Genomic DNA, 14,923 nt, shown 5'->3' on the forward strand with positions numbered 1-14,923 from the left:
AGGAAAGAGTATGAGCCTAATTAACGAAACCCACGATATTAATCTAAAAAGCTGGGTTGCATCTGCTAACGAAGCGAACTGTGACTTCCCAATTCAAAACCTTCCTTTTGCAGAAGTACGTCGTAAAAATTCAGATGAAGCGTTCCGTGGCGCTGTAGCTATTGGTGATCAGGTTATTGATTTAGCAAAAGTAAATGAACTTGGTTTATTCTCTGGTGATGCACAGATTGCCGTAAAAGCTGCAAGCCAAGCTACATTAAATGAATTTATGGGTCTGGGTGAGCAATATTGGTCAGCCCTACGTTTAGCATTATCGAAAGCATTACGTGAAGGTTCTGAGCATCAAGAACAACTTACACACGCACTTATTGCGCAAAGCGAGATTGAGTTTGCTCTGCCGTGTCGCATTGGCGATTACACTGACTTTTACACCTCGATTTATCATGCGACTGCCGTAGGAAGTTTATTCCGCCCTGATAACCCACTGCTACCGAATTACAAGTGGGTACCGATTGGTTATCACGGTCGTTCGTCATCTATTGGCGTGTCTGGTCAGCAGTTTCATCGCCCTAAAGGACAAACTAAAGCGCCAGATGCAGAAGTTCCTTCATTTGGTCCGTGTAAGCGCCTTGATTACGAGCTTGAACTGGGTATTTACCTAGGTAAAGGTAATGATCTGGGCGATGCAATCTCAATTGAAAATGCTGAAAAGCATGTATTCGGCTTTTGTGTTTTCAACGATTGGTCAGCACGTGATTTACAAGCATGGGAATACCAACCGCTTGGTCCATTTTTAGCGAAAAATTTCGCATCAACCGTGTCACCATGGATTGTAACTACCGAAGCACTTGCACCATTCAGAACAAGCTGGACGCGTGATGAAAATGATCCGCAACCATTAGAATATTTAGAATCAACGGCTAACCGTGATCAAGGTGCATTTGATATTCAAATGGATGTTAAAATTCAAACACAAAAAATGCGTGATGAAGGCTACAACCCAACTCAAGTGTCTAAGTCTAGCTTTAAGCACTCATACTGGACTGTAGCGCAAATGGTAACTCACCATACCGTAAACGGGTGTAACTTTATGCCAGGCGACATGCTGGGCTCTGGCACGCAATCAGGACCTACTCATGAAGAAGCGGGTTCATTACTTGAGCTTTCTCGTGGTGGAAAAGAAAAGATCACTTTAAGTAACGGCGAGCAGCGTAGCTTCTTGGAAGATGGCGACAACGTTATAATGCGTGGCTGGTGTGAAAAAGAAGGCTTTGCACGTATTGGCTTTGGCTTTGTAGAGAGCACCGTACTACCAGCAAAATAATATATAAAATCAATAAACTAGTAAAAAAGGGTTGCTGAATAAGCCGCCCTTTTCTATTAATTAAGCCGAAGTTACAATTTTTTTCTGGCTTTTTTAGTTCAAATTGCTATCTTGAACCCCTTAATAGCCAGTATTTATGTGACATGCCTTTATTTATAAAGTCTTTTTTTAATAAACATTTCCCAGCTCGTCAGCTGCTCATTCGCCAAAATGGTGAAGTAAAACATGTTGTTTTGACGCCTTGGCTACAGGTTTCTGTGCTTGCTATTATTTTCATTGCTATTGTGTGGATGAGTGTCTCTAGTATTCGTGTGTATATGCAAACACACCAAATTTCTCATATCGAGCAAACTCAGCTTGATAAGCAAGTACAATGGCAACAAAAAGTAAAGCAACAGCAACAACGCTTCGCATTGCAGCAAGAGCAGTTAGCTGAACTCGAACAAAAACAAGCTTTATTACAAGGTATGATTGAATCACTCCCAGCTTCTATAAGCAAAGATGTAATAAAATTAGAGGGTGAGCTTGAATCTTCTCCTATTAATGAGAACGAAAGCGAATTTCATGAGCCGCTCGAAGAAGATAAAACACAAAATAAACACGCACAAAACAGTTTAACCAGTTTTGAGCAGCGCTACACTTTATTAAATCAGCAATACGATACTAATTTTACCTTATTAGCTGCGCAAATTAATCAACGCCACGACGCTATTTTAGAGATATTGCAAGACACAGGTCTCGAAAATGCACTTGCACAGCACCTCGCATTAGCGGCACAAACAACGGCGCAAGGTGGCCCGCTAGATATACTCGATGAAAGTAAAATTCCAAGTACTTTTCTTGCTATTGCCGATAAGCTACTACTGTTAAACCAGCTTGAGAGCTTTTTAACAGCACTGCCTAATACTCTACCTTTACCTGCTGCTAAGTATTATATTTCCAGTAATTTTGGACTTAGAAAAGACCCAATGAATAAAAGGCGCGCTTTTCATAAAGGCATTGATTTAGCTGGGTGGCATAAAACAGAAATTTTTGCCCCTGCCGATGGCACGGTTCGTCGAGCGGGCCGTAATGGCGGTTATGGTAACTTTATAGAGTTAGCGCATAAAAACGGTGTTGTAACGCGCTTTGGTCACTTAAACAAAATTAATGTTAAAAAAGGTCAATTAGTCACAAAGCACGATGTCATTGGCTTAATGGGCAGTACCGGAAGAAGTACAAGTACTCATTTACACTATGAAGTATTAATAGACGACAAGCATGTCAATCCACTAAAAATAACAAAGGCGCTTTCTCGTGTTTGGTAAAAATAAACAAGCAAAAACAGACTCACCCATTAAGAGAGTGAGTCACACTCCCTCAATCATTTCTAATGATGTGCGTATAACGGGCTCTTTGGTAAGCCAAGGTGAAGTACAACTAGATGGACGAATAGACGGTGATATAAAGGCCGAACATTTAGTGATTGGCACTTCAGGTGTTGTTGAGGGCGTTGTTGAGGCAAGCAGTGTCGTTGTTAAAGGTAAAATCATCGGCTCTTTAAATGCAAGTGAAGTAAAGATCGAAAATAACGCTCATGTACTTGGCGATATATTTCATGACACCCTGAGCATAGAAGCCGGTGCGATTATTGAGGGTAGTTTAAAGCAGCGCTTTGAAAAAGAAGTCATTGAGCATGCTAAAGATAAACCAAAACCGGTTAACGATGTAAAAGCCATTATTGATAATGAAGACAATGGCCTTTCGTTTGTAAACAAGTCGTCTACTGCAAAAGGTTAAACCTAAACAAAAAATGGTTTAGTCAATAAACTAAACCATTGCTTTTAATGCTTTATATAAAAAATATAATTTAGCAATTACTTCTTCTTTGTGATGTACATGGTTATATCTGCAGTAAACACCAACTCATTTCGGGTATTGTAAAGCTTTACCGGCACCACTAAATCTTCTTTATCAGTCCATTGATGAGGTAACTCAATTTCAGCAATCGCAGTAACGTCTGTGTCTACTTTAGCTAAGTATTGTACTGTCATACCTTTAGGTATCCAACGGTGTGTTTTATGCGGTACCGTCGCATCCACCATCACTCCCGCACACAGCTCAGCCAAATTACATTGAGCAATAGCATGAATTGTTCCAATGTGATTATGTACACGGCGTGTGTTTTTAACCACAGCACTACAGTGCCCTGCTTTTAAATCTAAAATAGTGGGTTTCATAGAGCCAAAATATGGTGCCTTGAAACACACGGCTTTACTGAAAAGCCAGTTACCGCATGGCCACTTTTTAAATTTATGCCATGTTTTTATTAATGCAGACTCATTACTCATTATTATTTTTCCATTGTCTTTGCTTAAAAAGCAAATTAACACATCGGATCAGTTTAAAGAAGTGTGATACTTAAACAAAAATAATCATAATAAGGTTAAAAGTAGGTAACTTGGCTGATACATCGGCCATAAGCCCTTTCTTTTTCATCAGTCGCCACTTAAAATACCAACAAAAGGAGACCTGATGCATACACAGCCCGCTAAACCTAATTTTACTTTATTACTTATCTTAGCGTTACTCGTCATTTTTTGTCCGATGGGCATTGATATTTACCTGCCTGCCTTTCCCACTATCGCAGAGCAATTCTCAGTGAGCGAAAAGCAAGTACAGCAAACGGTGGCTATTTTTATGCTTACTGTTGGTTTGGGGCAATTAATTGCAGGTCCACTCGCTGATCGTTTTGGCAGAAAGCCCATCGCCTTAACTGGGGTCGCTTTGTACGGACTGGCGGCATTGGGGGCGTATTATACTCCTAGCTTTTTAGTACTGATGTTTGCTCGTGCTATTCAAGGGTTAGGCGCGTGCGCTACCTTTGTTGTCGCTTTTGCAATAGTAAGAGATAAGTTTGGTAGTGAACGCAGTGGCCAAATAATTACCTATCTAAACGGTATAGTTTGCTTTATTCCAGCATTAGCGCCCATTTTAGGTGCTTGGCTAACCGTACAGTTTGGTTGGCAAATGAACTTTCTATTTTTAACCGGTTTTGCATTACTGGGGTTTATTGTCACCTTATTCTTGTTTAGGGAAACACGACCAGCAGACAGTCATTACCAGGGGCATATTTTAGATTTAAGACGCTTTCTCCCCATCATTTCAACTCCATTATTTTTATTTAATAGCTTGTTATGTATGGTCACTATGTCAGCTATATTGGTGTTTGTAACACTGGCTCCCGGTTGGCTAATTACTGAATTAGGTGGCAGCGTAGCCGACTTTACCTTTTGGTTCTCACTCAATGCAGTGCTTAGTATTCTTGCTAGTTTTATTATGCCTATTTACATTAAACGCCAACCTAAAAGAGCCTTAAAAATAGGCCTTTTAGTGCTAGTGAGTGCCGGCTTACTTATGGTGTTATTAAGCCAATTTAAAACGCCATTGGCATTAATGATCCCTATGTTCATTGCAGCATTTGGTTTTGCTTTAACACTTGGCTCTGCCGCCGGGCGTGCTTTGAGTTTATTTCCTAAACAAGCAGGCACCGCCTCTGCTCTTTTGGGAGCAATGCAAATGAGTGGAGCAAGTTTATTGGTGTTTATTACTCAATATTTAAATTTATCAACCCCAGAGCTTATAGGCACACACTTTTTATTATTAATTCCCTTTTCTTACTTACTGTTTCGTTATGCTAAATATGCCTAATAAAATGCACGTTTACTGAGCCTGTTAATTATAATCATCACAGGCAATTAGTACTGTAGTTAAAACTCTTTACCAAGCGGGCAATATGCCCGCTTTTTATTTTTCTATATGCTTGATAACATTAACCACCAAACCTTTTTTGATTCAGAGCAATGATCAATCCTGATTTTTTACTTTCATTTTTACTCGCCAGCTTTTTAATGGCCGTCGCGCCTGGGCCATCAAACGCGTTCTTAATGGCACAAACATTTGCTAACGGGCGAAAAGCAGGTATGCAAAGTGCTTTTGGCTTTGCCTTAGGTGGAGTAGTACATACATTTTTTGCAGTTATTGGTTTAAGTGCTATTTTAAAAGCCTCTGAAACAGCCTATGCCAGCGTACAATATGCAGGTGCAGCCTATTTATGTTACTTAGGTTTTATGATGCTTAAAGGCACGTTTATGCCACCATCTTGTGAGCAAAGCGATAAACCGCATGTTACAACCAATAAAAACAAAAATGTCATGTTTCATGCTATGATGACAGAAGTGCTTAACCCTAAGGTGGCTTTGTTTTTTATTGCTTTTATCCCACAATTTGTTGACCATAGCTTGTCATCTGCAACCTTTCAGCTGGCGTTTTTTGGGCTACTGTATCCAATCTTTGCTTTTCCGATAGACTGCACGTATATTTATTTCGGCGATAAAATAGCTCAATTTTTTAGAAATCACCCAAATAGCCAGCTCTGGATTGATAGGTTCACAGGCATTGTATTTATTGCCTTGGCTATCAATTTATTACTCTAACTAATAAGAATCAGCATGGATCAAAAAATACAATCTCTACCTGCGCAAAAAAATATAGCCTTAGTAGCACATGACGGCAAAAAAGCCGCGCTTAAGTTATGGTGCGAAAAACATAAGGCCATTCTAAGTAAACACACTTTATATGGCACAGGGACTACTGGGCATTTAATTGAGAAAACAACAGGGCTTGATGTTATTCAATTATTAAGTGGCCCTATGGGCGGCGATCAACAACTCGGGGCGAAAATAGCGGAGCATGAAATACATGTATTAGTCTTTTTTTGGGACCCTTTAGCCTCGCAACCTCATGATCCCGATGTTAAAGCTCTGCTACGTTTAGCTGCTGTGTGGAATATTCCTGTGGCGTGTAATGAAGTGAGTGCCGATATGCTACTTAGCTCACCATTAATGGATATAGAGCTTGAGCGAACATTGCCAGATTACGAAAAATACCTCGCAACCCGCCAAATACCTCTATAGCAGCTTACTTATAAAGCATGCTGGCCCATTTAGTAAGGCCAGCAGTTACACTACCAAAGTGATCACCGTTCACCATTTTTATGTTACCTAAATGCTCACTCAACGCCGCTTTAATTAATGGAGACTGTGCACTCCCTCCCGTTAAGTAAATCACATCGGGAGTGGTATTCGCATCAGTAATTGCCTGTTTAGCTAAGGTAACAATCTGACTAATGCTATCGTCAACAGCAAGCGCTAAATCAGCGACTGAAATATCTTTGCTTAATGAGTTATCTAAAAAGGCTAAATCACAATTAAAACTATTTGCGGATGTTAATGCAATTTTAGCCGCTTCAGCTTGTTGAACTAATTGGTGACCTTGCTTATTTTGCTGTAAGTGAATAAGTCGTTTATAAAGTTCAGGGACACTGACATCGCGTAACTGCGCACTGAGTTCACGATAATGCTGGGCACTATAAAACTGGCTCTGTAAATTCACATCATTAATTTTACAAGCTTGCCAAAATGCTTGATTAGGTAGTGGTAAACCTGATTTAAACGTACTGCCAAGCCCGAGTAACGGCATTAAACCATGGTAGCTCAAAGCAATATCTAAATCGTTTCCGCCAACACGTTTACCACTATGAGATAAAAAATCACTATCTCGCTGGCTATTTCCTCTAAAGCTTGGCCCCATTTGTACAAATGAGCAGTCACTGGTACCACCGCCAATATCAATCACCAATACTTTTTGGTCTTGCGTTAAATCACTTTCATAATCAATACCAGCGGCGAGTGGCTCATATAAAAACTCAACATCTTTAAAGCCCGCCCGGTTTGCTGCGCGTGTTAGAATACCCACGGCTTGTTGGTTTGACTGTTGACCACCAACCGCTTGAAAATTCACTGGGCGCCCAATAACAGTTTGGCTCAGCGTATACCCTAACGATAATTCAGCACGTTGTTTTATTTTTAAAATCATTGCTGTGGCAATATCTTCAAAAAAATTGATTTGACCTTGCTTTAAGCCCGTTGCGCCAAAAAATGATTTAGGGGATTTTACAAAATAACCTTCTTCAGGAAATTGCACATATTCACTAATCGCCTCACGGCCAATGAATAAGGTGTCGTCGCCGGCTTGTAAGTCTAGGTCTGATTTAATTCGCGGGAGTGTATTAAGTAAGGGTTGGCGCGCGGTTTTATAGGCATGCTCATGCTCTGAGCCCTGCAAATGCTGCGCAACAAAATCAACGACTAAGGCGCTATGATGAGTGTATAAAGTTGATGGAAGATAATGTTTGCCTTGCTCTAAAGGGATAAGCTGAACACGCTCTCCGTTTAAAACACCCATAGCACAATTAGAACTACCATAATCAAAACCAACAAACATAGATCACCAAACATTACCAAAAAGGCCGCGCAATTTAGCATAATTGCTAAAAAATATATACTGAATTGGCCTACACTCTTTATTTTTCGGGTCTTTCTCGCAAAAAGCTAGCAAAACGCGGTAAACCATTTTTAGTGTATCCGTGGTATCGATAAGTGATTGTTGAACCAATAGCTGGCGGACGCTTGCGTTCTTCATCACTAAAGCCCGTGCCAATAGAAAAGGTTACGCCTTGCTTGGTTTGCACTCGCAATGCCCCGAGCATACCAGTGTATTTACCTTTACCTGGTAAATATTCAATAACTAGCGCTTCAGCATCCAAATAAGGTTTGAGTTTTAACAATGCACTAGAGCGACCACTCGAATGCTTAGCCTCTGCTAAATGAAGCATAACGCCCTCCCCGCCTTGTTTGGTGACCTCATTAAAGTAATCACTTAGTTGTTGATTGTCGCTAAATTGATATTGCTTAACCGCCTTAATATGTGAGCTATTTAACTTAGTAATGAGTGACAGGTAATTTTGATAGCGACGATGAAAAGGCGTGTTTGTATCTGGCATATCAAATACTTGATAAGTCACTGTTTGCCAGAGTAAGTCGTTGGGTATTTTTGTTCTAACAATACCACTGAGAACAGAAAATTGACCCCGCTTGGTCCATAACTCACCGTCTAACCAAACATCAGGCAAAGGGGCGGTAAACCACTTAGGAGGATTAATTGGATTACCTTGGCGGGTAACAAATTGTTTCCCCGTCCATATTGCTCTAACGCCGTCAAACTTTTCACTCACCAAGTATTGGCGAATATCCTCATGCTTAGTTTCATCGTAAACATTAGCAAGTTGCACTGGAGGCAATTGCGCCAATAAGCTAGCACTAAAAAGGATTAAAAAAGTAAACAGCGTTGCTTTAATCATCACCATTGCTGCATCCTTGCAAATTTTAATATGGCTTAAACTATAGTTGAGATTGAAGCCATTGCCAAAATTCTTCAAGGCTTTGCATTTGCTGTGTTGCTTTACTAAAATCGTGCTCCTGTGTATGTTTATTAGCGATAGCGACTACAGCTAAAGCAGCATTATTCGCTGCGGTTACACCGGTGAGAGTATCTTCAACGGCAATCGCATTTTGTGCAGCAACCTGCATACTTTTAAGTGCTAATAGATAGGGATCACCGGCAGGCTTTGGATTAATTACATCATCTTTAGTTACCACGGTATCGAATAAATCATAAAACCCTAATCCTTTTAGTATTGGCTCAGCTTCATGGCATGCGCTGCCTGTTACTAACGCCATTTTTAAACCTTGCTCTTTAGCCGCTAATAGAACATTTTCAGCATAAGGCATTAAAGGCGGTAAATTGGTTTTAACGTTTGCTAGGGTCTGTTGATCTTTCAAGGTTAAATTTGCAGCAGACTATTTGGTATTTAGGCAAGGCAGAGCCTATGTGGTGTGGTTACTCCCCATAAATAGGCGATAACGCAGCATCAATGCCAAATAGGCGTTGCCCGAAGGGTTCTGCCTAGGGGCGATTAACTCTTTGTTGCTCGGCTTTGACTTAGCCCACTAGGTTACAAACCTCGCGCCGCGATTAAATCGCCCCTAGCTTGAACAAATTTAAATCTGCAAAGGTCAACAGACCCTTAAACAAACGATATTTTTCATCCGCTAAATAGCGGCTACTTACAGACAAGTTATGAACTTGTTTTATTTCCTTTGCAGCGTCAATAGTGGGACGTCCCGAAAAGCGCTGGCAAAAATCATCTTCTTTATAACACACACCAAAAGGCGCAAGTAATTGGCTCCAGCAGTTATAGTGCACACTTTGAGAATCAACCAAAGTGCCATCCATATCAAATAATACCGCTTCAATTGACATACTTTTCTCCTTGTTATTTAACCTGAACTCTGGGTAATAAAAAAGGTGCCTAGGCACCTTTTAATAATTTGTGTTACTCAGCCAAACCTGCTGGCGGCTCAGCATAAGCGTCTTCGCCGGTATCTACATCAACTAACTCATAACCTCGGGCTTTGCGCATTACCTTAAGCACCGGCTTTTCAAAAGCGCTTTTTAAGCGCTCAGCATCATCTTTTAACGCGTCTAATGTGGTTCCAAATGGTGCTGCACCAGTCTCTGACCAGTTAGTTACTTTACCATTTAGATTATATTCCACTTCGTGTATTTGATATTGCGCCGCTTCATCTTTGGTTGCTTCACAATAAATTACACGGTAATTCCAAAATCCAGCCATTACTTTTTCTCTTTAATAAACATATGAGCGCTACTTTAGCAGCTCTACAAAAATAAAAAAGCCTGCACTAGGCATAATGCAGATCAGTTAAGAATATTTTTATGATCACTTGACTGATCTTTCCATGGCTTCAAAATCCGATATTAGAAATAATATCGGATTTTTTTATGTCTCTCATTCAGCACTTCGATAACATGTCTTCATTTTTAAATGATGTACATACACTAGATAAACTTAAACAGGTTCTTGACCCTGATATTCTTGAACAAGCATTTAAACATGCAGGTGTTGCTACTGTGCGTAAAAGGCGATTACCGCTAGAAGCTATTATGTGGTCTGTAATTGGAATGAGTTTATTCCGAAACGAAACCGTTTGGGATATCGCTAATAGACTCGACGTCTCTTTACCCGGAAAAAACAAATTAGTAGCGCCAAGTGCGCTAGTTCAAGGCCGGCAAAGGTTAGGCTATGAGTCAGTCCAACATACATTTCAATTTCTTGCACACAAAACCTTTTCCACCCAGTCTTTTGAACAATGGTGCGGACTTAATTTACTCGCTGTTGATGGCGTTAGTTTTCGAACTCATGATAATCAAGATAACAGAGAAGCATTTGGCAGTGACAGTAATCAACATGGAGAAGTAAGCTACCCACAAGTACGAATGTGTAGCCTTATGGAAGTATCTAGCCATTTACTGTTAGATAGCAGCTTTGACTCCCGTCGCATAGGTGAAATGAGCTTAGCTCAACGACTATTACCAGCCGTACCAGATAATTCTCTTACCTTGTTTGACCGCGGCTATTACTCATTAGGACTGTTGCATCAATGGCAAAACCAAGGAGATAACACTCACTGGATGTTACCCGCGAGGAAGGATTTACAGTATCAAGTTGAACATAGTATAAATGACAATGATAAAATAGTGATTTTGTCCACAAGTCCTCAAGCCAGAAAGAAATTTGAGTCATTACCAGAGACCTTGATGGCAAGATTAACCACCTATAAAGTGGATGGAAAAAGCTATCGTGTTCTCAGCTCTCTCATTGACCCTTTACGATTTCCATATGAAGAATTAACAGAGGTTTATACTCAACGCTGGGAAATTGAGCTGGCGTTTAGAGAAATAAAGCAGGGATTGAATCATAGCAAACACACGTTACGTAGTAAGAAACCAGACATGGTACGTCAAGAGTTATGGGGGTTATTACTCGCTTACAATTTAATACGTATCGTCATGCTTGATGCAACTAAAGATGAGGATATTTTGCCTACACAGCTAAGCTTTAGCCAATCTATGCGACAGGTTATCGCTTTCTTTATGTTTACGCCAATACATAGTGCAAGTAAGTTGCCTATTCATTACGATGAGTTACTGACAATACTTAGATTGTTTATCTTACCCGATAGGTTACCAGATAGGCATTATCCAAGGGTGATAAGAAAGAAGCCGAATAAGTACCCCTATAAAAGAAAATGCCAGTCAGTTCTTAACTGACTGGCATTATGCACTAGGCAGGCTTTTATCAATAATTACAATTTAACGTTAAATTTATCGATTAGAAAAAATTAACTTTAAATTCAGCGCCAATGTAACGCTCTTCATTAACCATTGCTGTATTGTTAATGAAGTCAACACCACCAATTGCTTGTTGCTCGTCAAATAAGTTACGTACGAATGCTGATACTTCATATTCGTAGTCGCCTTGCGCCCATGCATAACCGGCACGTAGGCCAACTTCTGTTAGCGGCTTACCTTCAAACTCAACTGATTCATATAAGAAAAAGTCAATTTCACTGCGGTACGACACATCAGCGTAAGCAAAGAAATCACCTTCAGCGAGCTCTTTAGTGTAACGAAGTGTGATGTTAGAGATCCACTCTGGAGCATGCGGTAAGCTGTTTCCATCAAGCATAGCTTGACCATTCATGACTGGGTCTAAAATCTCCAGTCGACTTGGTGCAGCAATACTAAGAGTATCGTCTTTAAGCTCAGTTTTGTTATAGCTTAAGTTAAATGTTGCATTTAGCTCATCACTTAACACCCACTCAGAATCAAGCTCAAAACCGTAGCCAGTTGTTTTATCAGCATTTAATAAACGGTTAAAGTTAGCACCACCACCTACAGCTGTTAGCTGTTGGTCATCCATAGTGTAATAAAATATGGTTGCGTTAACACGGCCTTGGCCATCTAACACATCAGATTTAATACCTGTCTCGTATGACGTAACAGTTTCTGAATCAGCAACGGTTACTTCACTACCAAATAAGATACGACCTTGAAGACTCGGTGCGCGGAAACTGTTAGCAATGCGGCCATACCAATTTACATCATCATTGATTTTATAGTTAGCTGATAAATCCCAGCTTACGTGATCATCATTAACATTTTGGTCAATATATAACGGCCCACCGATAGGACTGAAAGCACGATCGGCTGAAAATTCTTTCTCATCGTCTGAATAACGAAGGCCCGCGGTTACTTTCAAGTCATCAGTAATGGTGTAATCAACTGAGCCGAATACAGCCCATGCTTTAGTGTCTTGCTGTTGACTAACAAAACCATTTAATACGCCGTTGTTAGAAGCATCATAGCTAAAGTTTTCAATCGTTAATGCTTCGTCGAAGTAAAAAACACCCACCTGGTAGTTTACATCACCAGCAAAGTTACTTGATAGGCGTAACTCTTGCGTGTATTGGTTTTGATCTGGAATACCATCGGCACTTTCAGCCAAACTGAGAGCTGTTCCATCGATATCTGCGCGAGAATAAATTTCTGCGCTTTCCCAACCAGAGATTGACGTTATTGTATGGTTAGCTAAGTCCCACTCAAGTTTTAGGCTTGCGCCTTGCGATTCTACCTGTTGCGTCGCACGAGATGCGGCATCGTGATACACCACGTCATTTTCAAAACCGTCTGCTAAGTCATTCGTGCCCGGCTTAATTGCGTTGCCGTAAAATGGAATTGGCGAACCATCTAAATCACGAACATGGTAGTTAAATAATCCAGTGAAATCGTCACCTTCATATAAAAATTGAATACGGGCTGCTTGTTCAGTGTAACCACCTAAGGCATCTTTTTGCTCAAAACCTGGTGCACGATTATCAATGTAATCGTCTTTATCTTGCCAAAGTACTGAAACACGTGTTGATAAACGATCTGTTAATGAACCACCAACAGCGCCTTCAAAATCAACAGCACCACGACTACCGTAAGATACAGAGCCATAACCTTCAAATTCTTGACTTGGTTTTACGGTATCAAATTTAACTAGACCAGCCGGTGTATTACGACCAAATAATGTACCTTGAGGACCACGAAGCACTTCAACACGTGCTACGTCAAATACAGGGAAACCTTTTAAGATTGCGTTTTCTTGTACAATTTCATCAACCACAAGCGACACTGGTTGCGAAGCATTCAAATCGAAATCAGTGTTACCAAGGCCACGTACATAAAAGCGTGGGAATGAACGGCCAAATGAAGATTCAATAGATAAACTTGGGATTTTCGCATTCATAAAACGAATATCCATACCAGCTGAGCTGTAAGCATCTAAGCTATCGCCTTGCAGGGCTGAAACAGCAACAGGCACTTCTTGAGCGTTTTCTACTCGTTTACGAGCAGTTACTTGAATAACTTCTAGTTGGTTCTTCTTAGCAGTAGTTTCTTGCTCAGCAGCTAGGGCTGAAATTGAAGTACCTGCTACGGCAGAGAACAACGTTGCATTAATAAGGGTTGCTAACGTAGATCTTTTCATTGCTTTCATGTCGGGGTTAACCTTTTTAGTGCACTCTTGTTCAACGGTTGATGTGTTGCGCAATTAAATAATTACGGATTCAGTCAATTTTTCGCGACTTGCTCTATGCGGCGCGGACCTTATTACCGAGAGTACAAAAACGGCATAAATAAGGCTGACTGAATGCGCGAGATTATACCATGCTGTAATTAATTTACCGCATGCTGAGTGTTAAAAATATAAACTTATTTTTAACACTTAAGCGCACAATCCCGACTTTTAGTGTACTTTTAGCAACCAAACAACCGAAAAGCGGACATATGTCCTTACAATGAGTTGTTAAAAAATATGGAAAAATAACGCGGCACTTTTTTAAATACTACTTTTTCACTAAAGAACGTGTGAGTGCAATTTCACCGTCAATATGAATATCTCGCTGCGGAAATGCAATAACCACATCGTGTTGTTCAAACACTTCATAAATACTAAAGCGAATATCACTGCGCACTTGTCTTAATCGAGTTTCTGATTCAGCGCAGACCCAAAAAATAGCATTAAAAACTAGCGAGCTGTCGGCAAAATCATCAAATAATACAGTTGATTGAGGCGTTGCCAGTATTGCCTCATGCTCATCTAATACTTGCTGAATTAACTTTTTAACCAGTAATACATCAGAGCCATAAGCTACGCCTACGCTCACAGATGAGCGCGCATTACCGTCAATAAGCGTCCAGTTGGTAACTGTGTTTTCTAATAACTGGCTATTGGGTATTAGCATATGAACACCGTCGTTCCTGCGAATACGAGTAGAGCGAGTATTAATGGTTTCAACCACCCCTTTTGCAGTGCCAACCTCTAAAAAGTCGCCGATACGGATTGGCCGCTCCCACATTAATATCCAACCGCTAATAAAGTTATTAATAATATTTTGTGCACCGAACCCCACACCAATGGCAATGGCACCCGATACAAAGGCAAATGCGGTTAGTGGAATGTTGAGCACCTCAAGGGAGGTAAAAAGTAAAATCGCAATACTAAAAATGAAATAAAAACGCGTGAATAAATGCACTGCATCTGGGCTCATTTTTCGTGCAAGTAATGACTTTTTAATCAACTTGCCAATCTGAGTCACCACAACCCACATAGTAAACAAAATTAGGGGTACTTGAATTACTTTTGCCACGGTAATGTGAATGTCGTTGTAGCTAAACAATACGAAGGCGAGAATGTGATTAATTTGTTCTAAGTTCATTGATTTTCCATGTGTAAGGTCGCACACAAACGAT

At 40.3% G+C, this 14,923-nt stretch carries 14 protein-coding genes and 1 pseudogene; 7 read left to right on the plus strand and 8 right to left on the minus strand.

Annotation, left to right across the window (positions count from 1 at the left end; all coding sequences use genetic code 11):
• The first annotated feature begins 10 nt into the window (after positions 1-10).
• From fahA to BG00_RS14060, 3 genes are all read left to right on the plus strand, one after another.
• Positions 11-1,324 carry a fumarylacetoacetase gene (gene fahA / locus BG00_RS14050; protein ID WP_036983254.1) on the plus strand — a complete coding sequence of 438 codons (1,314 nt, stop codon included), beginning with the start codon at positions 11-13 and terminating at the stop codon, positions 1,322-1,324.
• 143 nt (positions 1,325-1,467) lie between these two features.
• Positions 1,468-2,631 (plus strand): M23 family metallopeptidase, encoded by a 1,164-nt coding sequence (locus BG00_RS14055; protein ID WP_036983255.1) that lies wholly within the window; start codon positions 1,468-1,470, stop codon positions 2,629-2,631.
• Positions 2,621-3,103 carry a bactofilin family protein gene (locus BG00_RS14060; protein ID WP_036983256.1) on the plus strand — a complete coding sequence of 161 codons (483 nt, stop codon included), beginning with the start codon at positions 2,621-2,623 and terminating at the stop codon, positions 3,101-3,103. The genes BG00_RS14055 and BG00_RS14060 overlap by 11 nt, the downstream gene beginning before the upstream one ends.
• 77 nt (positions 3,104-3,180) lie before the next feature.
• Here the strand turns inward: BG00_RS14060 and BG00_RS14065 are convergent, their stop codons facing one another.
• Complete coding sequence (locus tag BG00_RS14065; RefSeq protein WP_036983257.1) at positions 3,181-3,654, minus strand: hotdog fold domain-containing protein; 474 nt, start codon at positions 3,652-3,654, stop codon at positions 3,181-3,183.
• A 184-nt stretch (positions 3,655-3,838) separates the two neighbouring features.
• On the opposite strand from BG00_RS14065, the gene BG00_RS14070 reads away from it, so the two are divergent.
• From BG00_RS14070 to BG00_RS14080, 3 genes are all read left to right on the plus strand, one after another.
• A complete protein-coding gene (locus tag BG00_RS14070; protein ID WP_036983258.1) occupies positions 3,839-5,014 on the plus strand; it encodes a multidrug effflux MFS transporter in 1,176 nt (391 codons plus the stop codon).
• Between the two features lie 152 nt (positions 5,015-5,166).
• Positions 5,167-5,799, plus strand: a complete 633-nt coding sequence (locus BG00_RS14075; RefSeq protein ID WP_036983259.1) for a LysE family translocator — start codon at positions 5,167-5,169, stop codon at positions 5,797-5,799.
• 15 nt (positions 5,800-5,814) lie between these two features.
• Positions 5,815-6,279: a methylglyoxal synthase gene (locus BG00_RS14080; RefSeq protein ID WP_036983260.1), complete on the plus strand. Its 465-nt coding sequence runs from the start codon at positions 5,815-5,817 to the stop codon at positions 6,277-6,279.
• A gap of 4 nt (positions 6,280-6,283) precedes the next feature.
• Here BG00_RS14080 and yegD read toward each other — a convergent pair whose 3' ends face one another.
• From yegD to BG00_RS14105, 5 genes and pseudogenes are all read right to left on the minus strand, one after another.
• Positions 6,284-7,648, minus strand: a complete 1,365-nt coding sequence (gene yegD / locus BG00_RS14085) for a molecular chaperone (protein WP_036983261.1) — start codon at positions 7,646-7,648, stop codon at positions 6,284-6,286.
• A 79-nt stretch (positions 7,649-7,727) separates the two neighbouring features.
• On the minus strand, positions 7,728-8,570 hold the full coding sequence (locus BG00_RS14090) for a DNA ligase (protein ID WP_036983262.1): 843 nt from the start codon (positions 8,568-8,570) through the stop codon (positions 7,728-7,730).
• Between the two features lie 34 nt (positions 8,571-8,604).
• Positions 8,605-9,018: pseudogene (locus BG00_RS14095) on the minus strand (HAD family hydrolase); the annotation flags it as partial.
• A gap of 220 nt (positions 9,019-9,238) precedes the next feature.
• Positions 9,239-9,526 (minus strand): HAD family hydrolase, encoded by a 288-nt coding sequence (locus BG00_RS14100; protein ID WP_253861400.1) that lies wholly within the window; start codon positions 9,524-9,526, stop codon positions 9,239-9,241.
• Between the two features lie 73 nt (positions 9,527-9,599).
• The gene (locus tag BG00_RS14105; protein WP_036983263.1) at positions 9,600-9,899 is read right to left on the minus strand and encodes a hypothetical protein; all 300 of its coding nucleotides are present in this window, start codon (positions 9,897-9,899) and stop codon (positions 9,600-9,602) included.
• Between the two features lie 167 nt (positions 9,900-10,066).
• On the opposite strand from BG00_RS14105, the gene BG00_RS14110 reads away from it, so the two are divergent.
• Positions 10,067-11,395, plus strand: a complete 1,329-nt coding sequence (locus tag BG00_RS14110) for an IS4 family transposase (protein WP_051498248.1) — start codon at positions 10,067-10,069, stop codon at positions 11,393-11,395.
• A gap of 61 nt (positions 11,396-11,456) precedes the next feature.
• On the opposite strand, the gene BG00_RS14115 is transcribed toward BG00_RS14110, so the two are convergent.
• Together BG00_RS14115 and BG00_RS14120 are read right to left on the minus strand one after the other, a co-directional pair.
• Positions 11,457-13,667 (minus strand): TonB-dependent receptor, encoded by a 2,211-nt coding sequence (locus BG00_RS14115; RefSeq protein ID WP_036983264.1) that lies wholly within the window; start codon positions 13,665-13,667, stop codon positions 11,457-11,459.
• A gap of 349 nt (positions 13,668-14,016) precedes the next feature.
• Positions 14,017-14,889: a mechanosensitive ion channel family protein gene (locus BG00_RS14120; RefSeq protein WP_036983265.1), complete on the minus strand. Its 873-nt coding sequence runs from the start codon at positions 14,887-14,889 to the stop codon at positions 14,017-14,019.
• Positions 14,890-14,923: the final 34 nt, after the last annotated feature.

Source organism: Pseudoalteromonas sp. SCSIO_11900 (assembly GCF_000576475.1).
Taxonomy (GTDB): domain Bacteria; phylum Pseudomonadota; class Gammaproteobacteria; order Enterobacterales; family Alteromonadaceae; genus Pseudoalteromonas; species Pseudoalteromonas tetraodonis.